Raw genomic sequence first — 20,869 nt, 5'->3', positions numbered from 1 at the left:
GTTACATAGAGTTATCCCGCAGCAAACGCTCGACCACCCGCTGGGCGACCAGCGCCTGTTCGCCGCCGGTTTCCGGCGCGCTCTGGTTGGCGACGGCATCAAGGAAATGCCGTACCGCCCCGTCGAAGCCGCGTTGCACCAGCGTGCTTTGCCAACCCGGCACCGGCTGTTCCAACTCACCCTGTACATCTTCACGCAGCCAGTGACGCATATCGGTCAACTGATACAGCGCGCCGTCGGTCACCGCCTGCACGCTTTCGCGCTGGCTGCCGCCGCGGCGATGCATACTGGTCGTCACCTGCGTGTCGCCGCAGGCGAAGTGGTGCTCGGCGTACAGCATTTCGCCTGCGGCGTTGGCCCGTAAGCTGCCGCTCAACAGTTGCTCGCGTCCGCCCGCCAGCCACAGCGCAGTGTCTACCACGTGCAGGTAATCATCCAATAGGGTAAAACGCAGATCGTGCGGACCGACGCTGTCCGCCCGATGTTTATCCATACGGATAGAGGCCGGCTGGTTCATTTCCAGCTTGAGCTGCCGGTAAAGCGGCGCGAAACGGCGGTTGAACCCCACCATCAGCGTTTTGCCTCGCCGCTCGGCCAACTCGAGCAGTTGCTCGCCCTGCTCCAGCGTTTCCGCCAGCGGCTTATCGACGTAAACGTGCACGCCGCGGTTTAGCAGCTCGCCAATGACCGAAAAATGGCTGGCGGTGCTGCTGTGGACAAATACGGCGTCGCACTGTTCGGCCAGGCTGTCCAGCCGGGAGAAACAGGCCATGCGGTAGCTGTCGCACAGCGGCTGCGCTTTTTGCTGATTGGGCGAAAAACCGCCCACCAGCGTCCAATCCGCCGCTTGGCCGAGGATTGGCAGGTAAGCCTTCTGCGCGATACTGCCCAATCCCACCACGCCTACTCGTAATTTAGTCATTCGCATCCCTCGCCAACAGGTGTTGCAGCTGCCGTTTCAGCTCCGCCACTTCGTTTTCCAATGCGCTGACCCTGGCGCTCAGTTCGCTGTCTTCCTCGGATTCGAACGCCTCCGGCGGCGCTTCATCAATCTGGCCGCTGAACAGATGCATGAACCGGCTTTCGCGCTTGCCCGGCTCACGAGCCAGGCGCACCACGAACGGGCCATCTTCCCGCGTGGCCAGCTGTTGCAGCACCTGCTCGACCTCGCTGACATCGCTGAACTCGTGCATCCGATTGGTGCGGGTGCGTAGCTCGCCCGGTGTTTGCGCACCGCGCAGCAACAAAGTGGCGATCACCGCCAGTTCGGCGGGTGAAAGTTTCAGCTGGCCAAACTCGGAATTGCAAAACCGCTGCTCGTATTTCACTACCCGATTGCCGAATCCGCTGAGGGTGCGCAGGAAATGTTTGCGCAGCAACAGATCGAGGAGTTGCTGCACCTCACTCTCGCTCAGATCCATCACCGGCTCGCGGTTGGTCTTTTGGTTACAGGCCAGGGTAATGGCGTTAAGCGAAAGCGGGTATTGGTCCGGCGTCGTCACCTGTTTTTCCAACAGGCAGCCGATGACCCGGGCCTCTTTGGCGTTCAATTCATATTTCATCGTTTGGCCTCAACGTGGGGGGAGCCACTCTTTATTGGTGTATGCCGTCAAAACGTGGTCTTGCCACTGGCCATCGATCAGCAGGTAATCCTTGGCGTAACCTTCGCGTTCGAATCCCAGACGCGTCAGCAATGCGCCGCTGCGCTGGTTGTGCGGCATATAGTTGGCCATGATGCGGTGCATGCGCTGTTGGCGCAGCATATAACGGATGGCGGACTGCAAGGCTTCGAACATCAGCCCTTGCCCCTGCCATTTCTCCCCCAGCGAATAGCCGAGGAAACAGGCGTGAAACGAACCGCGCAACACGTTACTGAAGTTCGCCACGCCGCGGACTTCCTGCTCTTCCGGATCGAGCAGGATAAAATAGTAGGCGCTGCCCTGCTTTTGCATTTCAGCGATCATCCCCAGGCGCGCCTGCCAGCCGGACGGATAACAGTGGCTTTCATCGCGCACCGGCTCCCAGGGTTTGAGAAAGGTCCGGTTCTCGGCATAATAGTCCGCCAGACGATAGGCGTCCCGTTCATGCACTAAACGGACCACCATCCGGTCGGTAGTAAGACGTACTTTTGGCGATGCAGAGCGGTAGCCGAACATCATTTCCCCCGCAGTCAAAACGGTTCGATAAGAAGTATTTATTGGGAAGCCGCATGGTTAATTATCCGGCGCCGATCTAATGCCATGACTTTATTTAGCCAATAGCGCCTCAGAACCGCACTTCCCTGCATTCAATATAACCGTAGCCCGCCCCCGAGGTAAAATCCCGGTCGCTCAGTAAATCGCCGAACACGCGTTTTACGGCGTTTTTCCGCCCATTTTGCAGTGCAGGTAACACCTTGACGATAAAAAAATATTATCTACTCCGCCCCTGTCGCCGCCCGGCAATTGGGTAGAGAATGGTGGGGTTGCCTTCCCCCTCTCTCTTAATTGCTCATGGTGATGCATGTCTCTGGTGTCGCAAGCGCGCAGCTTGGGTAAATATTTTCTGTTGCTCGACAACCTGCTGGTGGTTTTAGGCTTCTTTGTCGTGTTCCCGCTTATTTCGATCCGCTTTGTCGATCAATTAGGGTGGGCGGCGCTGATCGTCGGCATCGCGCTGGGTTTGCGTCAGCTGCTGCAACAAGGGCTCGGCATCTTTGGCGGCGCCATCGCCGATCGCTTCGGCGCCAAGCCGATGATCGTCACCGGCATGCTGCTGCGCGCCGCCGGTTTCGCTACCATGGCGATGGCCGATGAACCTTGGATCCTGTGGTTCTCCTGCGGGCTGTCCGCCCTCGGCGGCACGTTATTCGATCCGCCGCGCACCGCTTTGGTAATCAAGTTGACCCGCCCGCATGAACGCGGCCGTTTTTTCTCGCTGCTGATGATGCAGGACAGCGCGGGAGCGGTGGTCGGCGCGCTGATCGGCAGTTGGCTGCTGCAGTACGATTTCCACTTTGTCTGCTGGGTTGGGGCGGCGATCTTCGTGCTCGCCGCCGGCTGGAACGCTTGGCTACTGCCGGCTTACCGCATCTCTACCGTGCGTATACCGATGAAGGAAGGCATGTTGCGGGTACTGCGCGATCGCCGCTTCCTCACCTATGTCCTGACGCTGACCGGTTACTATATGCTGGCGGTACAGGTGATGCTGATGCTGCCGATCGTGGTCAACGAAATCGCCGGTTCACCGGCGGCAGTAAAATGGATGTATGCGATTGAAGCGGCGCTGTCATTATCGCTGCTCTATCCGTTGGCGCGTTGGGGAGAAAAACACTTCCGGCTTGAGCAGCGCCTGATGGCGGGCCTGTTGCTAATGACGCTCAGCCTGCTGCCGATTGGCCTCGCCACCACCCTGCAGGGGGTGTTCACACTGATCTGCTGCTTCTATCTGGGATCGATTATCGCCGAGCCGGCGCGCGAAACGCTAAGCGCTTCGCTGGCGGATCCGCGTGCACGCGGCAGCTATATGGGCTTCAGTCGCCTTGGCCTGGCGCTGGGTGGCGCGTTGGGTTACACCGGCGGCGGCTGGATGTACGATACCGGACGCACGATGAACATGCCGGAGCTGCCCTGGTTGCTGCTTGGGGCAGTAGGCTTCGCTACGCTGCTGGCGCTGTACTGGCAGTTCAGCCCACGACGCAGCGCCCCGATGATGCTGCGCGGCGGTTAACGCCATAGAAATCCGGCCGAATCGGCAACAGCTGCTATCCTGTTAGTAAAAACACCCACAGGAGCCCGTCGGCATGAGCGAAGAAGCAAAATTACCGCAACTACTCGAACATATGATACTGAACTTGCGCATGATTTATGCGCGTTCCACCCTGGTGGAAAAAGCACTGGCCTACATCCTCGCCAGCGACGCCGGCCTGAAGGACGATATTATCAAGCAGCTGCAGGTCGTCACCGCCGCCAACGAACGTGACAGAATCGACCTCGAAGAAGCTCGCATTCACCTGATCGATGTGCTCAACTCGGTACCGGCCAAGAAATAACGCCCTCTAGCCCGTGCCGGTGCGCGGGCAATATCGCAATAACGCACCATCCAACACACGCACGTCAAGACAGCCTCGATAAGCTGTGGTAACTATTGCTGTTAAAACCTGACAACCCGGAGCAAGCATGAAACTGTTCATTTACGATCATTGCCCATTCTGCGTTAAAGCCCGCATGATTTTCGGCCTGAAACGTTTGCCGATTCGCCTGGTCACGTTGCTCAACGACGATGAGACGACCCCGTTCAACCTGATCGGCAAAAAAATGGTGCCGATTCTGATTAAAGACAACGGTGAAGCGATGCCGGAAAGCCTGGATATCGTACGCTATGTCGATGGGTTGGACGGCAAGCCGGTCCTGACCGGCCGCACCAACCCGGCTATCGCCGAATGGCTGCAGCGGGTCGGCGGTTACAGCGCAAAATTGCTGCTGCCGCGTATTGCGCATGCCGATTTCGAAGAGTTTGCCACCGCCAGTGCGCGCCAGTACTTTATCGATAAAAAACAGGCGTCAATCGGAGATTTCGCCGAACATCTCGCCAACAGCGCCGATCTGATCGCCCAGTTGGAGGCCGATCTGCAAACCCTGTCACCGCTGATCGTCTCCACTGACGCGGTGAACGGCGAGCTGTCCGAGGACGACATTCACCTGTTCCCGCTGCTACGTTCGTTGTCGATCGTCGCCGGGGTTGCGCTGCCGGATAACGTGGAAGCCTACCGCAACCGCATGGCGCAACGCAGCGAGGTGCCGTTGCTACTGGATATGGAACAATAACGTTCGAGAGTCACAAAAAGGACATGGCGTATTGATGTTGAAAATGGTGCTCGCCACCGCTCGCGATCGGGCGCGGCTGAAGGAAATTACCTCCGTTCTGATTCGTTATGGTCTGCAAGACGTTCTGCGCTTGCTGGGCCTGGGGGCATTGCTGCGCGGTGTCCGCGGCGAGCCCGCCCTGCAGGACGCACAGACCCTGCCTGAACGGCTGCGGGAGGCGCTCGAGGCGCTGGGCCCCACCTTCGTCAAATTCGGTCAGATCCTGGCCACGCGTTCTGACCTCCTGGATCCGGCCTGGACCGACGAACTGGATCGCCTGCACAGCCAAGCGGCGGTATTGCCATGGGAGACACTGGCGCCGCAGATCGTTGCCGATCTGGGGGGCGAGCCCGAGCACCTGTTTGCCGAGTTCGATCGCACGCCGCTGGCGGCAGCGTCGATGGCGCAAATTTACCGCGCCCGCTTGCACAGTGGCGAACAGGTGGTGGTGAAAGTGCTGCGGCCCGGCCTGGCGAAAACCATCCACGCCGATCTGCGGCTGCTGGCCTCGCTGGCGGAAACCGTGGAGCAGCAGAGCCCCACGTTGGCACGCTATCGGCCGCGGCAGATGGTCCGAGCGCTGGCGACGGCGCTCAATCACGAGCTGGATTTGACTCACGAAGGGCATAACTGCGATCGCGTCGCCAAGATGTTTGCACGAGAACCCGACGTGGTCGTGCCGAAAATCTATTGGCAATGGTCGTCTCCGCGTCTGTTAGTGCAGGAATACTTGCCCGGTACCGCGCCGGAGAACCCTCAGCAATTGGCGGTGGCAGGCTTTGACGGCCCGCTGCTGGCGCAACGCGGCGCCCGCGCCTTTATGAGCATGGTGCTGGAGCATCGGCTGTATCACGCCGATCCCCACCCCGGCAACGTCATGGCGCTGAGCGGTGACCGCGTCGGTTTTATCGACTTCGGTATGGTGGGCCAGCTGTCCGAGCGGCGGCGCAACCAGTTGCTCCTGCTGCTGCAGGCCATCGCCGATCGCCAATCCGAAGGCATCGTTAACACGCTGATCGCCTGGTCGGACAGCGAACCGTTGGACCTGCTGGATCTGGAGTTGGCGGCGCAAAACTTTCTCGACAAACAGGCCGCCGCCACCCTGACGCTGGGTAAAGCCTTGACCGACCTGCTGGTGATGGCGCGTGAACACCAGCTGGCGCTGCCGCCCGATCTGGTGCTGCTGTTCAAGGCGTTAATCACCGCCGACGGCGTACTGCACCGATTGGATCCGGCCTTCGACATCGTCGCCACGCTCAAGCCGATGCTGCAACAAACGGTGCTGCAGCGCTATGCCCCCGACGCCGTGCGCCAGCGGTTGTTGGCCCTGGGCGGGGAAGCGCTCGACGCCGGAGAGGAGCTGCCGCAAACCCTGCGGTTGTTGGTACGTCGCCTGAAGCGGGGGCAGCTCAATGCCGAGATCAACGTCAAGAACCTCGGCCAATTGAGCAAAGCGCTGGAACGCGCCGCCGTCACGCTGGCTATCGCCATCGTCACCGCCGCTTTTGCTCTGGGCCTGGCGCCTTATCTGATGCATTCTTCGCTGCGGCTGTGGGGCATCCCGCTGTTCCCGCTGTTGGGGAGCGCGGCCTGCGTGGCCGGCGTAATTCTCTTGGCGCTACGATTGCGGCGCTGATGCTTTCGGCGTTATCCGATAGGTCTCACCCGCTTTTGCGCGCACTATCCTTTGCACATCGCCGCCTGTCGTTTTCACGCGCAGGCGGAACGTTTATAATGATTAATCAATTATCTGCAGCACTTTTCGCCAGCAGTCGCAATGAGGCATTAATGAAGAAGATCCTGATGGGCGCAGCCGCCCTGCTGTTCGCCGGCGTATTGGCCGGTTGCAATCAACTGACCCAGTACACCCTGAGCGAGCAGGAAGTGAATGATTACCTGCAGAAACACAACGACTATCAGAAGCAGATCGGCGTGCCCGGCTTGGTGGACGCCAATATCGTGCTGACTCAGCTGCAAAGCCAAATCGGCCGCAGCGAACCGGGTAAAGTTACCCTTTCCGGCGACGCCAAGGTCAATATCACGTCGATTCTCGGCCCGCAGACCGCGGATCTGAAGCTGACGCTGAAGGCGCAGCCGGTTTACGACCGGGCGCAGGGCGCCATTTTCCTGAAGGACATGGAGCTGACTGATTACAGCGTGCAGCCGGAAAAAATGCAGACGGTAATGAAAGCGCTGACGCCGTATCTGAACCAGTCACTGAAGTCTTACTTCGACCAAAAGCCAGCTTATGTGCTAAATCCTGACAACAGCAAAACCGAAGCGCTGGCCAAAAAACTGGCGAAGGGGTTGGAAGTGAAGCCGGGTGAGTTGGTGATCCCGTTCAGCGACTGACCTCGTCTTGATGCATCAAGCCCGCCACCAGGCGGGCTTTTTATTGCAAAACAGTATTACTGCGGCGCGCTGTAGGCGATTTCGCCGGTGTTGCAGTTGAGCGTCACGTTGTAGGTTTTATCTGCCTTGGTGCCACGCACCGTCAACGGTACCTGCCACACCTGATCCTTGCCGGTGATGGCATCCGGGCTCACCCAGGCGATCGGGGTTGCGGTGCCCAGCAGTTTTTTGTCCGCCTCCCAACGCGTGATACGGTTCTGCAAGAAGTCGCGCTTGACCTGGGCGGCGATATCCGCCGGCTGCAGGCCTGCACACTGCCCCACCTTGGCAGTGCGTTGCTCTTGATCCTGCGCCCACACCGCAGTTGATGCTCCCATCATGGCCAACAAGGCGATAGCCAAACCCATTTTTTTCATATGTCCTCCCGTTGTGATTAGCGCTATCCGGGCGCCCATCCCTGGCTCACAACAGGGTTTCGGCAAAGAGTTACCGTTTGACGAACTCGATGACAAACAGCGCATCCAGGCCCGGATAGATTTCCTTGATCACCTGCTTCAGTTCGCCGAGCGACATGTTTTCCTGCTGTGCGTGGCGTTCGGTCAGCGCATCCAGGCGCACCGGCGTTACCGACAGCACTTCGATAAAACAGAAAAAGACGCCGTCTTCATTGCGGCTTACGCGCAATACCTCGCCCGGTTCGAAGTGCGACTCACTGGCATCCCGAATGGTGATGGTTTTACGCCCGGCCAGAATGTCTTGCTCAAAGCGGCTGAAGAAAGTTATTTCACGGCTCATTTTAGATCCTTTTTCATCACAACACCGCAACATAAGTCATTATGCTGCTTGCTTTTCTGACGCAGATCCCTCTTTTGAGTTAGATGTCGCTTTTTTCGCTTTGCTTTCCGCCGGTTTCTTGAGGGTTTCCGCCGGCGAAGCGCCACGCAAAATCAGACCCAGCGCGTCCTTATTCTCCGCCAGGAAGAAGCTCAAGCCTTCGCGCTGTTCGTCATCCAGAGTCAGCGGTGCCTGCTGCAGCCACTCCCCGAGATTGTCCGCCAGATCCAGCATTTTGTCGTAGGCGTCGGCTTCTTTCTTGCTCGCGAAAGTCATTTTTTCCTCACCGTTTCTCACCACCACATATTTAACTTCAACCGCCATGCGTGCGTCCTCAAAAACTCAAATTACTGTAATTATGTACAGTATAAATAGATCGTGGCGGGAAGGCAAACCGCCGCCCGCCTTCGGCTTATTTCAGCAGCCGCACCTTGCAGCTTTTGCCTTTGATTTTGCCCTGCTGCAACTGTTGCAGCGCCTTGCGCGCGCTGGCTTTGCGGATTGCGACATAGGCATGCACTGGGAACATGTCAATCTTGCCCACTTCCGCCGCCGTCAGCCCGGCATCACCGGTCAGCGCCCCGAGAATATCGCCGGGACGGATCTTCGCCTTGCGACCGCCGTCGATGCACAGCGTCACCATCTCCGCCTCCAGCGAGCCGTTGGCAGCCCCGCTCAGCTCGGACACCGGCGACCAGTCGACGCTCATCTGCAGATAGTCTTCAATCGCGTGCGCACGTGCCATTTCCTGCGGCGTGCACAGGCTGATCGCCAACCCGCTCATGCCGGCGCGGCCGGTACGGCCAATACGGTGCACATGCACTTCGGGATCGAACGCCAGCTCGTAGTTGACCACCAGCTCCAGCTCTTTAATATCCAGCCCGCGTGCGGCAACGTCGGTCGCCACCAATACCCGGCAACTGCGGTTGGCGAAACGCACCAACACCTGGTCGCGGTCGCGCTGTTCCAGATCGCCATGCAGCGCCAGCGCGCTGATGCCGCGGGCCTCCAGGGCCTCAAGCACCGTCTGACAATCGCGTTTGGTATTGCAGAACACCACGCAGGACGCGGGTTGATGATAGCGAATAGCCGACACCAGGAGCGCCGGGCGCTGATCGCGCGTAGTCTCATAAAAGCGTTGTTCGATGGAGGCCTGCGCTTCTCCATCGTCCACCTCGACGCTCAGCGGCTGGCGTTGAACGCGCGCGCTGATGCGCTCGATACCTGCCGGGTACGTGGCGGAAAACAGCAGCGTCTGACGTTGCGGCGGCGTATAGCTGATCACATCGTCGATGTCGTCGGCGAACCCCATGTCCAGCATGCGATCGGCCTCATCCAGCACCAGCACCTTCAGCTCGTCCAACTGCAGCGTTTTCTTGCGCAGGTGTTCCTGGATACGGCCCGGCGTCCCCACCACGATGTGCGGCGCATGCACCAGCGAATCGAGCTGCGGCCCCATCGGCTGACCGCCGCACAGCGTCAGGATCTTGATGTTTTGCGTGAAACGCGCCAGGCGGCGCAGCTCTTTGCTCACCTGATCGGCCAGCTCGCGGGTGGGACAGAGCACCAGCGCCTGCGTGGCGACCTGACCGACGACGATACTGTTCAGCAGACCAATGCCGAAGGCCGCCGTTTTACCGCTGCCGGTTTTCGCCTTGGCGCGCACGTCCCGCCCTTGCAGGATGGCGGGCAACGCGGCGGCCTGTACCGGCGTCATTTCGGCGTACCCCAGTTCGTTGAGGTTGGCCAACTGTTCGGCTGGCAGCGGCAGGGAAGAAAAAGAAACTGTGCTCACGGCGATAACTCTTATATGACGAATGGAATGGCGGCGCGCCCGCAGGTTGGCGCCGAATCAGGGGTAAATGATAACAGAGATGGGCGGCGTTACGGGGTGCGGGCATAAAAAAACCCGCCGGCGGCGGGTTTCTTGGCAACGCAGTCGTTAAATCGCAACGACGTTGGCTGCAGCAGGGCCACGTTGGCTGTCCTGGATGGAGAATTCAACCTGCTGGCCTTCAGCCAGGGTTTTGAACCCATCGCTAACGATAGCGGAAAAATGAACGAAAACGTCTTTAGAACCGTCGGCAGGCGTGATGAAGCCGAAACCTTTGCTTTCGTTGAACCATTTAACGTGACCAGTGATCTTGCTCATTTGTGTTTCCTTTACTTGATAAACCTGCCTTAACGGCACGAGACGCGAAAACCCTGTGATATGTAGGCCTTCTTTCGCCGTCGGTTATTAACGCATAATCGCTCATGCAGGGAAAATATTTCTGTTTGTTATAAAAACAGTCAGTTAGCAACAAACCTGGCGCAGCGGCTGTGAACGCAATCGTTTTCGTATATACTGCCCGCCGATCATCAATCCGCTTACTTTCACCGATCCAGGTACGACACTATGTTAACGATTGGAACCGCCCTGCGCCCTTCCGCCACCCGCGTTATGTTGCTCGGCTCCGGGGAGCTGGGTAAAGAAGTCGCCATTGAATGCCAGCGCCTCGGTCTGGAAGTGATCGCCGTCGATCGCTATCCCGACGCCCCCGCCATGCATGTGGCGCACCGCAGCCACGTCATCAATATGCTGGATGGTGACGCGCTGAAAGCCGTTATCGAACAAGAGCGGCCTGACTATATCGTTCCCGAAATCGAAGCGATCGCCACTGCCATGCTGGTCGAGCTTGAACGCCAGGGCCACCGCGTGGTGCCCTGTGCCGAAGCCACCCGCCTGACGATGAACCGTGAAGGCATCCGCCGTCTGGCGGCGGAAGAGCTCGCTCTGCCCACCTCAAGCTACCGCTTTGCCGACAGTGAAATCGCCTTCCGGCAGGCGGTCGAACACATCGGCTACCCGTGCATCGTCAAACCGGTGATGAGCTCCTCCGGCAAAGGCCAAAGCCTGATCCGCACGCCCGAACAGCTGCAAAGCGCCTGGGATTACGCCCAACAGGGTGGTCGTGCCGGTGGTGGCCGGGTGATCGTCGAAGGGCTGGTAAGATTTGATTTTGAAATTACACTGCTGACCATCAGCGCCGTGGACGGCGTGCATTTCTGCGAGCCGATCGGCCATCGTCAGGAAGACGGAGATTATCGCGAATCCTGGCAGCCTCAGCGTATGTCGGCTACGGCGCTGAGCCGTGCTCAGGCTATCGCGGAGAAGGTGGTGAAAGCCCTGGGTGGCTTCGGCCTGTTCGGCGTGGAGCTGTTCGTCTGCGGCGACGACGTGATCTTCAGCGAAGTGTCGCCACGCCCGCACGATACCGGCATGGTTACGTTGATCTCACAGGATCTGTCTGAGTTCGCCCTGCACGTGCGCGCGTTTCTCGGTTTGCCGATCGGCGCTATCCGCCAGTTCGGCCCTTCCGCTTCGGCGGTGATCCTGCCACAGCTCACCAGCACCGATGTGCGCTTCAGCGGATTGGAAAACGCGCTGCGCGGGCACAACCAGCTGCGTCTGTTCGGCAAGCCGGAAATCGCCGGCCAGCGCCGCCTGGGTGTAGCGCTGGCGACGGCGGACACCACGGAACAGGCGGTGGAACAAGCGAAACAGGCCGCCACCGCAGTGGTGGTCAACGGTTGACACTCACGGGGCCGCTTGCGCGGCCCCGATAACATCAATAGTCTTCGTCTTCTTCAGCATCGTCATCCCGCGACGCCTCCGGTGCGGCATCCTGCTGCTCGTCTTCGTCATCGAACAGCACCGCAACCTGAGCGCCCTGATGCTGCTCACGAATTTCCTGCGCAACGCGAGCAATGGCCTCACCGCTGCTCATGCCCTGTTCCATCAGCTGATGGATGCGATCCGCCGCTTCCTGCTGCTCCGCGTGGCTCAGTAATGGCATACCTGCATGCATGTGTCGTTCTCTCCGGCAAAAGGGAGAGCGAGTATACGCGCTAACGCGACGGATCCCAACGTCTTGTGGCTCAGGCCGGTTGCGAACAGCCGTTATCGCTGCGCCACTGCTTCAGGCGATGCCGCCACAGCATGACATGCCACCCCTGCTTCAGGCCGCGCGTATTGGCGAACATCGCTCTGTCGATGCCGCGCTGATAGAACTCTTCGGTAATCTGACTCTGGGCGGCCGGATCCGGCTCACGACGGATACTGTGACAAATGCCCAACGCCTCACGGGTGATTTGCCAATGGAAAGCGGGACGAATGGCGACAGTGCCCGCATAGCGCCGGTTGAGCCGCTCCAGCATTTCGACGATTTTCATATAGTGACGCTGATACTCTACGTTCGCTTTGCCGGTGCGACGACGGTTACTGATCGACTTGTCGTGCACCCGTTGCCGGTACAGCGGCGTGCTTAAATATTTGACCCGTTTGGCATTAAACATGACTTCCGTCGTCCAGGGAATATCCTGGTGATGCAACCCCGGCTCAAAATAAAGCCGATGCTGGCGAATAAAATCGAGGCGATATATTGCCAGCCATACAACATGAATAAACTTTCGCGACTTCAATGCACGTTCGAACCACTGAACGCCAGTGATAACGTCGGTAGTGCGTAAACGCGCCTCGGGAAAAATCGGCTGTAATTCGTCTTGGCTGGTAAAATAGCGTTCACCATTACATTGCATCACGTCTAATTGGTGTCGTTCTGCCTGTTCCAACAGCGTGGAATACATCTCGGGCGCCAATAAATCGTCGGCGTCCGGAAACGCCACATATTTACCTCGGGCAACGGCGAGCCCGGCATTACGTGCATTAGAAACGCCGGCATTGGCTTGATCGATCACGCGAATATGCGGATGCACCGCCGCGTAACGGTGCGCGATCTCTCCCGAACCGTCGGTGGAACCATCGTTGACGATGATCACCTCCAACCGTTGCTCGCGCTGGGCCAGCAGCGAGACCAGGAACGGCTCCAATAACTCCCCCGCATTGTGCATCGGGACGATGACGCTCAGCATTAACGACATAGGTAGCTCTTCACTAATAATGTAACAAAATGATAATTTTATTTTTTTAAAAAATAGAAACCGCTTCAGCGCACGAGCGAAATAAAACGCGAACCTTCACATTTCCGCCGCAGGCTAAATAAGATTAATCTTGTTTGTCTTTTCATGCTTTCGACAAGAAAAGCGTTCCACAACAAGGGATAACTTTCACAAGACGGCCACCATGAAAAAACACAGGCAAAACCGTTTCGCATCGCCAGCTTAATAACAGCAAGCAACAATAAAAGTATGAAATTAACGAACCTTTTTTATATTTCTCGGGTCTTGCGCCCTCGATGAATAAACGTCCAGTGCATTTGACGTTAAATTTTTAACATATCGAAGTATAATCAATGGCGCAAAAAATGCCTTATCTCAGGTTTATTGAACTGCCGTTTATGTGAACTGTGCTCCATGTCGCGCGTGGCAAAACATGCATGACGTGACCGTCTATGGCACACTAGCCGCCAGATATCGCCGTCCTCACAGCCAGGTTTATTGACGTTCATGAGCGTAACCGCCCCAAACATAAAATCTTTGCCCTACAGCCGCAGTGCCCTGATGACGCTTTTCGCCCCGATTTCAACCCACCCGTGGGCGATGCTGCTGCATTCGGGCTTCGCCGACCATTCGCATAACCGCTTCGACATCCTGGTCGCGCAGCCGTGCGTTACGCTCACCACCCAGGGCGCCAGCACGAAAATAGAAAGTGACGGCGTCACTATCCAGTCAAAGGAAGATCCATTCTCCCTGCTGCAGCAACACCTGGTGGCGCAAGGTTGGCAACCGGCGTTTAACCCGGATCTGCCATTTCAGGGCGGCGCACTGGGGCTGTTCGGCTACGATCTCGGGCGGCGGGTGGAAAGCTTGCCGCAGTTGGCCGCAGCCGACCTCGCCTTGCCGGACATGGCGGTGGGCATTTATGACTGGGCGCTGATCGCCGATCACCGTCTGCAAACCCTGACGCTGCTCAGCTATGGCGACGTGGAACAGCGCTGGTGCTGGCTCAATAGCCAAACCGCGCCGACAGAACGCCCTTTCACGCTGCTGAGCGACTGGCGCGCCAATATGAGCCGGCGGCAATACGGCGAGAAATTCCAACGTATTCAGCGCTACCTGCGCAGCGGTGACTGTTACCAAATTAATCTGGCGCAACGGTTCTCCGCCGACTATCAGGGAGATGAGTGGCAGGCTTTCTGTCGATTGAGCGCCTGCAACCGCGCGCCGTTCTCGGCCTTCCTGCGCCTGCCGCACAACAGCGTACTGAGCGTCTCTCCCGAGCGCTTCCTGTGGCTGGAGCAGCAGCGCATCCAAACCCGCCCGATCAAGGGCACGCTGCCGCGGCTGGCGGACGCGGAACAGGACGCCGCTCAGGCTCGCCGTTTGGCCGATTCCCCCAAGGATCGCGCTGAAAATCTGATGATCGTCGATCTGCTGCGCAACGATATCGGCCGCGTCGCCCAGCCTGGCAGCGTACGGGTGCCGGAACTGTTTGCCGTGGAGCCGTTTCCCGCCGTGCATCACCTGGTGAGCACTATCACCGCAACCCTGCCGGAACAGACCTCGGCGGCCGAACTGCTGCGCGCCTGCTTCCCCGGCGGCTCGATCACCGGCGCGCCCAAGGTGCGGGCGATGGAAATCATCGAAGAGCTGGAGCCGCAGCGCCGCAATGCCTATTGCGGCAGTATCGGTTACCTAAGCGCCTGCGGTACCATGGACACCAATATCACCATCCGCACGCTCGTCACCGAAAACGGCTGCATCCACTGCTCCGCCGGTGGCGGCATCGTGGCGGACAGCCAGGAGCAGGCGGAATACCAGGAGACCTTCGACAAGGTTGGCCGTATTCTGCCGCAGCTTGGGGAGTGTGCCCTGTCGTGATCCCATCGAACACACCGGCCTCGCTGCACGCCTTTATCAGCCGTTTTCAACTGCAGCTGCCGCAGGCGGCGCAGATCTCGCACAATGTGCGCCCGGCGGCGGTGCTGATCCCGATCGTTTGCCGTGCTGAGCCCACCCTGCTATTGACCCGCCGTGCCGATTCGCTGCGCAAACATGCCGGCCAGGTGGCCTTCCCCGGCGGCAAAACCGATGCCGAAGACGGGTCGGCGATCGTCACGGCGCTGCGAGAAGCGCAGGAAGAAGTGGCGATACCACCGCAGGCGGTGACCGTCCTCGGCCAAATGGCGCCGCTCGACAGCAGCACCGGATTTCAGGTCACGCCCATCGTCGGCCTGGTCTCGCCGGATGTGCAGTTCCACGCCAATGAGGGTGAAGTGGCGGACGTGTTCGAGATGCCCTTGAGGGAAGCGCTGACCCTGTCACGTTACTATCCGCTGGATATTCATCGCGCCGGCCATACGCACCGCATTTACCTCTCCTGGTATCACAGCCAGTTTATCTGGGGGCTGACCGCAGCCATCATTCGGCGTCTGGCGCAGCAGGTCAGTATTTAGCCCATATTACGTGATCTGACTCGCAATCTGGCATGGCCGACGGCCTCCGCTGCCGGTAAAGCGATCGAAATCACTTCATTTGAACGCTTTTTCAACTACCGTTCCGATTGAATGGTTTTAAAAAAACTGTAAACCCTCTCTTAAACCTTACGAAATACCTGTAAAATACCACCGTCCGAGATAAACCACTGTAGAAACAGGGATTAAGCCGGCGGCGTTCAGCACGGAAAGCTGGCGCGATTACCGCTAATGGAGCTTGGGCGAAAGCGGATACCTCGCATAAGGGTTCGCCCCGGGTAATCAGTAAAAAAAGCGACACCACGGATTATTTAATTTCATGCGAAAAAGGCAGCCGAACCCGCACGGCCCTTTTACAATATCGCTGTTCCCTGCGCGGTTTTTAACCGCCGCAGCCATAACAATACGTCTCTTTAAGGAGTTTTAGCGTGATTAGCGTTTTCGACATGTTTAAGATCGGCATCGGCCCGTCCAGCTCTCATACGGTTGGACCGATGAAAGCCGGCAAACAGTTTGTCGACGATCTGGTAAATAAAGGCCTGATGCCTTCTATCACGCGTGTTGCCGTAGACGTTTACGGCTCACTCTCATTGACCGGTAAAGGTCACCATACCGATATCGCCATCATTCTCGGCCTGGCCGGCAACATGCCGGACACCGTCGATATCGATAGCATTCCTGGCTTTATTCGCGATGTAGAACAACGTCAACGCCTGATGCTGGCCAACGGCCTGCATGAAGTCGATTTCCCACGCGACGGCGGCATGGTCTTCCGCAGCGACAACCTGCCGCTGCACGAGAACGGCATGCAAATCCACGCCTTCGCCGGCGATAGAGAAGTGTACAGCAAGACCTATTACTCCATCGGCGGCGGTTTCATCGTCGACGAGGAGAACTTCGGTAAGGACGCCGAGCAAGAGCTGCAAATGCCTTATCCATTCAACTCCGCGCGCGAAATGCTCGACCACTGCCGCGAGACCGGGCTGTCACTGTCCGGCATGGTGATGCAGAACGAACTGGCGCTGCACAGCAAGCAAGAGATCGAAACCTACTTCGGCAACGTCTGGCAAACCATGCGAGCCTGTATCGATCGCGGTCTGAACACCGAAGGCGTGCTGCCGGGGCCGCTGCGCGTACCGCGCCGTGCTTCCGCGTTGCGCCGCATGCTGGTGGCGTCGGACAAACTGTCCAACGATCCGATGAACGTGATCGACTGGGTCAACATGTTCGCACTGGCGGTTAACGAAGAAAACGCCGCCGGCGGCCGCGTCGTCACCGCGCCGACCAACGGTGCCTGCGGCATCGTGCCTGCGGTGCTGGCTTACTACGATCACTTTATCGAGTCCGTCAGCCCGGATATCTACATCCGTTACTTTATGGCAGCGGGCGCCATCGGCGCGTTGTACAAGATGAACGCGTCCATTTCCGGCGCCGAAGTCGGGTGTCAGGGCGAAGTCGGCGTGGCCTGCTCCATGGCGGCCGCAGGCCTGGCTGAACTGCTGGGCGGCAGCCCTGAGCAGGTCTGTGTGGCGGCGGAAATCGGCATGGAACACAACCTGGGGCTGACCTGTGACCCGGTCGCCGGCCAGGTACAGGTGCCGTGCATCGAGCGCAACGCCATCGCCTCGGTCAAGGCGATCAACGCCGCCCGCATGGCTCTGCGCCGCACCAGCGAACCGCGCGTTTCGCTGGATAAGGTGATCGAGACCATGTACGAAACCGGCAAAGACATGAACGCCAAATACCGAGAAACATCACGCGGTGGCCTGGCAATCAAGGTGCAATGCGACTGACAGACAACCCCGCCGCCCGGCGGGGTTTTTTATGGGCAATCAATTCATTGACCGTTTTTAGTGACAATGTCACCAGAAAATATCCTGCATTTTTCTCATCGATCCAGCGGTTAGCCTGCAAATTGACCTTCTGTTTTGCCAAATCGAAATAATTTACTGAGTTACCATCAATCTTGTATAACCTCAGGCTAGAATTAGCCGAGCGCAACTTAAGGAGCTGTGGCCTGACTGTGACTCGGAGCTGGATTACCGAACAAGGATTTACCGGATGTTGATGACCCACCTCGCCGCGTCCCAATATCGTTACTACCGTTGGCTGCTGGCCGGAGCGGTGGGCGTGGCTATTCTGTTGGTATCGCTGTATACCCGTTACTATCAAGAGGTCAAAAGCATCGAGCAGAGCCAGCAAACGTTGGCCACCCGCACCGTCGGCAAAATTGACCAGCTGTTGTCCCCCGCGCAGCTGCAGGCGGAACGCAGTATGGACATGCTGGAACAACCCTGCGAGAACGTCTCATCGACCCTGCGTTTTCGCGCCGCGCAAAATCAGGCGCTGCGCGCCATGCTGCTGGTAAAAAATGGCATCATCTACTGCTCCAGTCTGTTTGGCGCCCGACATTATCAGTTGGCTGCAGTGCTGCCGATTTTCGTCAACAGCAACGTCAGGCTGGCGCTGCGCCCTTCGTTGGCGGTGAGCAAAGGACTGCCCACGTTGGTGATGTGGACACCCTCCCCCGGCGATAGAAGCAGCGGCGTGCTGCACGTCTTCAATATCGAGCTGTTATCGAACTTTTTACTCGAACCCCAGGAGCCTTATGTTCAGCGCATGGTGCTGAACGTAGCCGACAGCAGCCTGGAATACGGGCGCCGCGAAATCCTGCGCCGCGACACCCTGACCAACGATCTGCGTTACACCGCCGGTTCCGAGCGTTACCCGTTCTCGATTTCGCTGTTCGGCCCGCAGGTCGGCATGTTGGCGTTTTCCGCACTGCCGCGCCATATCCCGCTGGCGCTGCTGATCAGCCTGCTGGCGGCCTATGTGGTCTACCTGCTCACCGCTAACCGCATGAGCCTGTCTTACCACATTGGCCATGCCATTACCCATCGGGAGTTCCGCGTTTACTGCCAACCGATCATTCACAGCGATACCGGGCGCTGTGCCGGCGTAGAGATGCTGCTGCGTTGGAAAAAGAAGCGGCAGGGGTGGATCTCGCCAGACGTATTTATTCCGTTGGCCGAGCAGCATGACCTCATCATTCCGCTCACTCGCTATCTGATGAACACCGTGACGGAAAATCTGCAGCTGTTCCCGCCACGACCGTCCTTCTACATCAGCATTAACGTTGCTGCCGAGCATTTTAAAACGCTCAACATCATCGACGATATCCGCCAGATTTGGCTGCCGGCACATCCGATGCCCTCATTGATGCTGGAGCTGACCGAACGCACCGCGCTGTCGGCGATCCAGTATGACCAGATTCGCACGCTGAAAGACATGGGGATCATGCTGGCTATCGACGATTTCGGCACCGGCCACAGCTCGCTGAGCTACCTGAAAAACCTCAGCCCGGACGTGTTGAAGATCGACCGCGGGTTTACCGCGGCCATCGGCACCGACGCGGTCAACGCCACGGTGACCGACACCATCATTACGCTGGCGCAGAGGCTGAAGCTGAAACTGGTGGCAGAGGGTGTCGAAACGGAGGAACAGGCCGACTATCTGCGCTCACGCGAGGTCAATGCCCTGCAGGGGTATTATTTCGCCAAGCCGATGCCGATCCACGTTTTCCCGCTGTGGTTGCAACAGTACGAATCGCGCGTCAGGAAAGCGGAAGAGGATCCGCCGGAGGCCTGAGCCCCCGGCGGGAGGGTTACGACTGCGTCGGCTCGTCAAAGACGACGCGGGTAACACGCACCAATTCGATGCGATAGTCGGAGACCTCGACGATATCGAAACGCAGGTGGTTCAGTTCAATGATGTCCCCCACCACCGGCATCTGGCCGTAGTGAGCCAACAGCAGCCCCGCCAGGGTGGCGTAGTCTGCGGTTGGGCTGACCAGGTCATCGCAGGCCAGTGCCTGTTCCAGCGAGTGCAAATCGGTTCCCCCCTTCACCAGCCAGCCGTCGCCTTCCGCCACGATATCCGGCGTTTCATCCTCGTCCGGGAACTCACCGGCAATCGCTTCCAGGACGTCCAGCGGCGTCACCAGCCCCTGCACGACGCCAAATTCATTGGTGACCACCACCAGACGCCCTTTGGCGCGGCGCAGCACCGCCAGCAGTTTGATGACGTCCATGGTTTCCGGCACCACGATCGGCGGCGTGCGGGCGGCAAACTCGGCAATATCTTCACCCTGCTCCAGCGCCACCAGCAGATCCTTGGCGCGTACCACGCCGACGATCTCATCCACCGAATCACGACACACCGGGAACAGACTGTGTGGCGTATCCAGCAACTGTGCGCGCACCTCCTCGCGGGAGCGCTCGCAGTCGACCCAGGAGATGTCCGTGCGAGGCGTCATCACACTGCGTAATGAACGCGAGGCGAGCGTCAACACGCCGCTGATCATATAACGCTCTTCCGCCGCAAAGGTTTCATCCCTCGGCAAAGCGACCTCATCGTCCGACTGCTGCGCGCGCTGCTGCCCCATCAGGCGCATGATCGCTTCCGCGGTGCGCTCGCGCATCGGCCGACGCGCTTGATGCTTGATGAAGTTGCGACGCGCGATCTGGTTGAACAATTCAATCAGGATCGAGAAGCCGATCGCGGCGTACAGATAGCCTTTCGGAATATGCAAACCGAAGCCTTCGGCGATCAGGCTCAGGCCGATCATCAACAGGAAGCTCAGGCACAGCACCACGATGGTCGGGTGCGCATTGACGAAGTTGGTCAATGGCTTGGATGCCAACAGCATCACCGCCATCGCGATCACCACCGCCGCCATCATTACCGGCAGATCGTTCACCATGCCTACGGCGGTAATCACCGCATCAAGCGAAAACACTGCGTCCAGGATCACGATTTGCACCACCACCGCCCAGAACTTGGCATAACCGCGGTTGGCGCCATCCTGGTGCGTCTGCCCTTCCAGCCGCTCATGCAGCTCCATGGTGGCCTTGAACAGCAGGAATACCCCGCCGAACAGCAGGATAAGATCGCGGCCAGAGAAGCTGAAATCGCCGACGCTGAACAGCGGTGTGGTCAGGGTTACCATCCAGGAGATCACCGACAGCAGGCCCAAACGCATCAGCAACGCCAGCGACAGGCCGATAACGCGCGCCTTATCGCGCTGCTTCGGCGGCAATTTGTCGGCCAAAATGGCGATGAACACCAGGTTGTCGATGCCCAGCACGATTTCCAGCACCACCAGCGTAAGCAACCCCGCCCAAATAGAGGGGTCCATTAAAAATTCCATATCAGACTCCAGAAAAAAGTGGGAATGAGCGCTCGCCGCTCAGACGTGACGATGCCGCCGCTGCATGGGCGCAGTCGACAATAGCAAGGTGACGGGATGGGGTTACCGGGAGATGGCCGAAGGGCCGAACAGCATATACAACGCCAGCAGGTGGCGGGTGAAACCTGGAAAAACAGTAACTTCGGTGACAGTCCATAGGGAGGGCTGAGGCCCTT

General features: G+C 58.5%; 21 protein-coding genes. 10 read left to right on the top strand and 11 right to left on the bottom strand.

What is annotated here, in order from left to right; genetic code table 11:
- Window position 1: 1 nt before the first annotated feature.
- Genes ACJ8HA_RS03865 through rimJ form a run of 3 tightly spaced genes read right to left on the bottom strand, consistent with a single transcriptional unit; the run spans window position 2 to window position 2,156 of the window.
- Complete coding sequence (locus ACJ8HA_RS03865) at window positions 2–922, bottom strand: Gfo/Idh/MocA family protein (RefSeq protein ID WP_060447818.1); 921 nt, start codon at window positions 920–922, stop codon at window positions 2–4.
- The gene (locus ACJ8HA_RS03860; RefSeq protein ID WP_060447819.1) at window positions 915–1,562 is read right to left on the bottom strand and encodes a YceH family protein; all 648 of its coding nucleotides are present in this window, start codon (window positions 1,560–1,562) and stop codon (window positions 915–917) included. Before ACJ8HA_RS03860 ends, ACJ8HA_RS03865 begins: the two co-directional genes overlap by 8 nt.
- A 9-nt stretch (window positions 1,563–1,571) precedes the next feature.
- A complete protein-coding gene (gene rimJ, locus ACJ8HA_RS03855) occupies window positions 1,572–2,156 on the bottom strand; it encodes a ribosomal protein S5-alanine N-acetyltransferase (RefSeq protein WP_025303142.1) in 585 nt (194 codons plus the stop codon).
- Between the two features lie 346 nt (window positions 2,157–2,502).
- Here rimJ and mdtH point away from each other — a divergent pair, with 346 nt between their 5' ends.
- From mdtH to ACJ8HA_RS03830, 5 genes are all read left to right on the top strand, one after another.
- A complete protein-coding gene (gene mdtH, locus ACJ8HA_RS03850; protein ID WP_197759036.1) occupies window positions 2,503–3,708 on the top strand; it encodes a multidrug efflux MFS transporter MdtH in 1,206 nt (401 codons plus the stop codon).
- Window positions 3,709–3,781: 73 nt separating this feature from the next.
- Entirely contained in the window at window positions 3,782–4,030 is a 249-nt protein-coding gene (locus ACJ8HA_RS03845; protein ID WP_442515208.1) for a hypothetical protein, read from the top strand.
- A gap of 127 nt (window positions 4,031–4,157) precedes the next feature.
- On the top strand, window positions 4,158–4,805 hold the full coding sequence (gene grxB / locus ACJ8HA_RS03840; RefSeq protein WP_049209173.1) for a glutaredoxin 2: 648 nt from the start codon (window positions 4,158–4,160) through the stop codon (window positions 4,803–4,805).
- A gap of 34 nt (window positions 4,806–4,839) precedes the next feature.
- Window positions 4,840–6,480, top strand: a complete 1,641-nt coding sequence (locus tag ACJ8HA_RS03835; RefSeq protein ID WP_197770685.1) for an AarF/UbiB family protein — start codon at window positions 4,840–4,842, stop codon at window positions 6,478–6,480.
- 152 nt (window positions 6,481–6,632) lie between these two features.
- Window positions 6,633–7,196 carry a lipoprotein gene (locus tag ACJ8HA_RS03830; RefSeq protein WP_025303147.1) on the top strand — a complete coding sequence of 188 codons (564 nt, stop codon included), beginning with the start codon at window positions 6,633–6,635 and terminating at the stop codon, window positions 7,194–7,196.
- Window positions 7,197–7,252: 56 nt separating this feature from the next.
- Here the strand turns inward: ACJ8HA_RS03830 and yebF are convergent, their stop codons facing one another.
- From yebF to cspE, 5 genes are all read right to left on the bottom strand, one after another.
- Entirely contained in the window at window positions 7,253–7,612 is a 360-nt protein-coding gene (gene yebF, locus ACJ8HA_RS03825) for a protein YebF (protein ID WP_049209172.1), read from the bottom strand.
- 70 nt (window positions 7,613–7,682) lie between these two features.
- Window positions 7,683–7,991 carry a N(4)-acetylcytidine aminohydrolase gene (gene yqfB, locus ACJ8HA_RS03820; protein WP_004927562.1) on the bottom strand — a complete coding sequence of 103 codons (309 nt, stop codon included), beginning with the start codon at window positions 7,989–7,991 and terminating at the stop codon, window positions 7,683–7,685.
- A 39-nt stretch (window positions 7,992–8,030) separates the two neighbouring features.
- Window positions 8,031–8,354 (bottom strand): YebG family protein, encoded by a 324-nt coding sequence (locus ACJ8HA_RS03815; RefSeq protein WP_049209171.1) that lies wholly within the window; start codon window positions 8,352–8,354, stop codon window positions 8,031–8,033.
- A gap of 88 nt (window positions 8,355–8,442) precedes the next feature.
- On the bottom strand, window positions 8,443–9,825 hold the full coding sequence (gene dbpA / locus ACJ8HA_RS03810) for an ATP-dependent RNA helicase DbpA (RefSeq protein ID WP_043143580.1): 1,383 nt from the start codon (window positions 9,823–9,825) through the stop codon (window positions 8,443–8,445).
- A 147-nt stretch (window positions 9,826–9,972) separates the two neighbouring features.
- A complete protein-coding gene (cspE, locus tag ACJ8HA_RS03805; RefSeq protein ID WP_004927572.1) occupies window positions 9,973–10,182 on the bottom strand; it encodes a transcription antiterminator/RNA stability regulator CspE in 210 nt (69 codons plus the stop codon).
- Between the two features lie 246 nt (window positions 10,183–10,428).
- On the opposite strand from cspE, the gene purT reads away from it, so the two are divergent.
- Window positions 10,429–11,607 carry a formate-dependent phosphoribosylglycinamide formyltransferase gene (purT, locus tag ACJ8HA_RS03800; protein WP_049209168.1) on the top strand — a complete coding sequence of 393 codons (1,179 nt, stop codon included), beginning with the start codon at window positions 10,429–10,431 and terminating at the stop codon, window positions 11,605–11,607.
- Window positions 11,608–11,641: 34 nt separating this feature from the next.
- Here purT and ACJ8HA_RS03795 read toward each other — a convergent pair whose 3' ends face one another.
- Window positions 11,642–11,881 (bottom strand): YoaH family protein, encoded by a 240-nt coding sequence (locus tag ACJ8HA_RS03795; RefSeq protein WP_025303152.1) that lies wholly within the window; start codon window positions 11,879–11,881, stop codon window positions 11,642–11,644.
- A gap of 70 nt (window positions 11,882–11,951) precedes the next feature.
- Window positions 11,952–12,953: a glycosyltransferase gene (locus tag ACJ8HA_RS03790; RefSeq protein ID WP_049209167.1), complete on the bottom strand. Its 1,002-nt coding sequence runs from the start codon at window positions 12,951–12,953 to the stop codon at window positions 11,952–11,954.
- 525 nt (window positions 12,954–13,478) lie between these two features.
- On the opposite strand from ACJ8HA_RS03790, the gene pabB reads away from it, so the two are divergent.
- From pabB to ACJ8HA_RS03770, 4 genes are all read left to right on the top strand, one after another.
- Window positions 13,479–14,852: an aminodeoxychorismate synthase component 1 gene (gene pabB / locus ACJ8HA_RS03785; RefSeq protein ID WP_049203957.1), complete on the top strand. Its 1,374-nt coding sequence runs from the start codon at window positions 13,479–13,481 to the stop codon at window positions 14,850–14,852.
- Window positions 14,849–15,427, top strand: a complete 579-nt coding sequence (locus tag ACJ8HA_RS03780) for a CoA pyrophosphatase (protein ID WP_025303155.1) — start codon at window positions 14,849–14,851, stop codon at window positions 15,425–15,427. Before pabB ends, ACJ8HA_RS03780 begins: the two co-directional genes overlap by 4 nt.
- Window positions 15,428–15,873: 446 nt before the next feature.
- Window positions 15,874–17,238: an L-serine ammonia-lyase gene (gene sdaA / locus ACJ8HA_RS03775; protein ID WP_043143577.1), complete on the top strand. Its 1,365-nt coding sequence runs from the start codon at window positions 15,874–15,876 to the stop codon at window positions 17,236–17,238.
- Window positions 17,239–17,506: 268 nt separating this feature from the next.
- Window positions 17,507–19,093, top strand: coding sequence for an EAL domain-containing protein (locus ACJ8HA_RS03770; RefSeq protein ID WP_025303157.1), 1,587 nt, complete (start codon window positions 17,507–17,509; stop codon window positions 19,091–19,093).
- Between the two features lie 16 nt (window positions 19,094–19,109).
- Here the strand turns inward: ACJ8HA_RS03770 and ACJ8HA_RS03765 are convergent, their stop codons facing one another.
- Window positions 19,110–20,654, bottom strand: a complete 1,545-nt coding sequence (locus tag ACJ8HA_RS03765) for a TerC family protein (RefSeq protein ID WP_043143573.1) — start codon at window positions 20,652–20,654, stop codon at window positions 19,110–19,112.
- Window positions 20,655–20,869: the final 215 nt, after the last annotated feature.

This window comes from Serratia sp. CY33802, from assembly GCF_052169095.1.
Taxonomy (GTDB): domain Bacteria; phylum Pseudomonadota; class Gammaproteobacteria; order Enterobacterales; family Enterobacteriaceae; genus Serratia; species Serratia bockelmannii.
The sequence above is the reverse complement of the archived record's forward strand: the minus strand, read 5'-3'. Positions and strand labels throughout refer to the sequence as shown.

Coding starts and splice junctions, on each gene's coding strand:
- ACJ8HA_RS03865 (WP_060447818.1), bottom strand. CDS start 922: ATGACTAAATTACGAGTAGGCGTGGTGGGATTGGGCAGTATCGCGCAG.
- ACJ8HA_RS03860 (WP_060447819.1), bottom strand. CDS start 1,562: ATGAAATATGAATTGAACGCCAAAGAGGCCCGGGTCATCGGCTGCCTG.
- rimJ (WP_025303142.1), bottom strand. CDS start 2,156: ATGTTCGGCTACCGCTCTGCATCGCCAAAAGTACGTCTTACTACCGAC.
- mdtH (WP_197759036.1), top strand. CDS start 2,503: ATGTCTCTGGTGTCGCAAGCGCGCAGCTTGGGTAAATATTTTCTGTTG.
- ACJ8HA_RS03845 (WP_442515208.1), top strand. CDS start 3,782: ATGAGCGAAGAAGCAAAATTACCGCAACTACTCGAACATATGATACTG.
- grxB (WP_049209173.1), top strand. CDS start 4,158: ATGAAACTGTTCATTTACGATCATTGCCCATTCTGCGTTAAAGCCCGC.
- ACJ8HA_RS03835 (WP_197770685.1), top strand. CDS start 4,840: ATGTTGAAAATGGTGCTCGCCACCGCTCGCGATCGGGCGCGGCTGAAG.
- ACJ8HA_RS03830 (WP_025303147.1), top strand. CDS start 6,633: ATGAAGAAGATCCTGATGGGCGCAGCCGCCCTGCTGTTCGCCGGCGTA.
- yebF (WP_049209172.1), bottom strand. CDS start 7,612: ATGAAAAAAATGGGTTTGGCTATCGCCTTGTTGGCCATGATGGGAGCA.
- yqfB (WP_004927562.1), bottom strand. CDS start 7,991: ATGAGCCGTGAAATAACTTTCTTCAGCCGCTTTGAGCAAGACATTCTG.
- ACJ8HA_RS03815 (WP_049209171.1), bottom strand. CDS start 8,354: ATGGCGGTTGAAGTTAAATATGTGGTGGTGAGAAACGGTGAGGAAAAA.
- cspE (WP_004927572.1), bottom strand. CDS start 10,182: ATGAGCAAGATCACTGGTCACGTTAAATGGTTCAACGAAAGCAAAGGT.
- purT (WP_049209168.1), top strand. CDS start 10,429: ATGTTAACGATTGGAACCGCCCTGCGCCCTTCCGCCACCCGCGTTATG.
- ACJ8HA_RS03795 (WP_025303152.1), bottom strand. CDS start 11,881: ATGCATGCAGGTATGCCATTACTGAGCCACGCGGAGCAGCAGGAAGCG.
- ACJ8HA_RS03790 (WP_049209167.1), bottom strand. CDS start 12,953: ATGTCGTTAATGCTGAGCGTCATCGTCCCGATGCACAATGCGGGGGAG.
- pabB (WP_049203957.1), top strand. CDS start 13,479: ATGAGCGTAACCGCCCCAAACATAAAATCTTTGCCCTACAGCCGCAGT.
- ACJ8HA_RS03770 (WP_025303157.1), top strand. CDS start 17,507: ATGTTGATGACCCACCTCGCCGCGTCCCAATATCGTTACTACCGTTGG.
- ACJ8HA_RS03765 (WP_043143573.1), bottom strand. CDS start 20,654: ATGGAATTTTTAATGGACCCCTCTATTTGGGCGGGGTTGCTTACGCTG.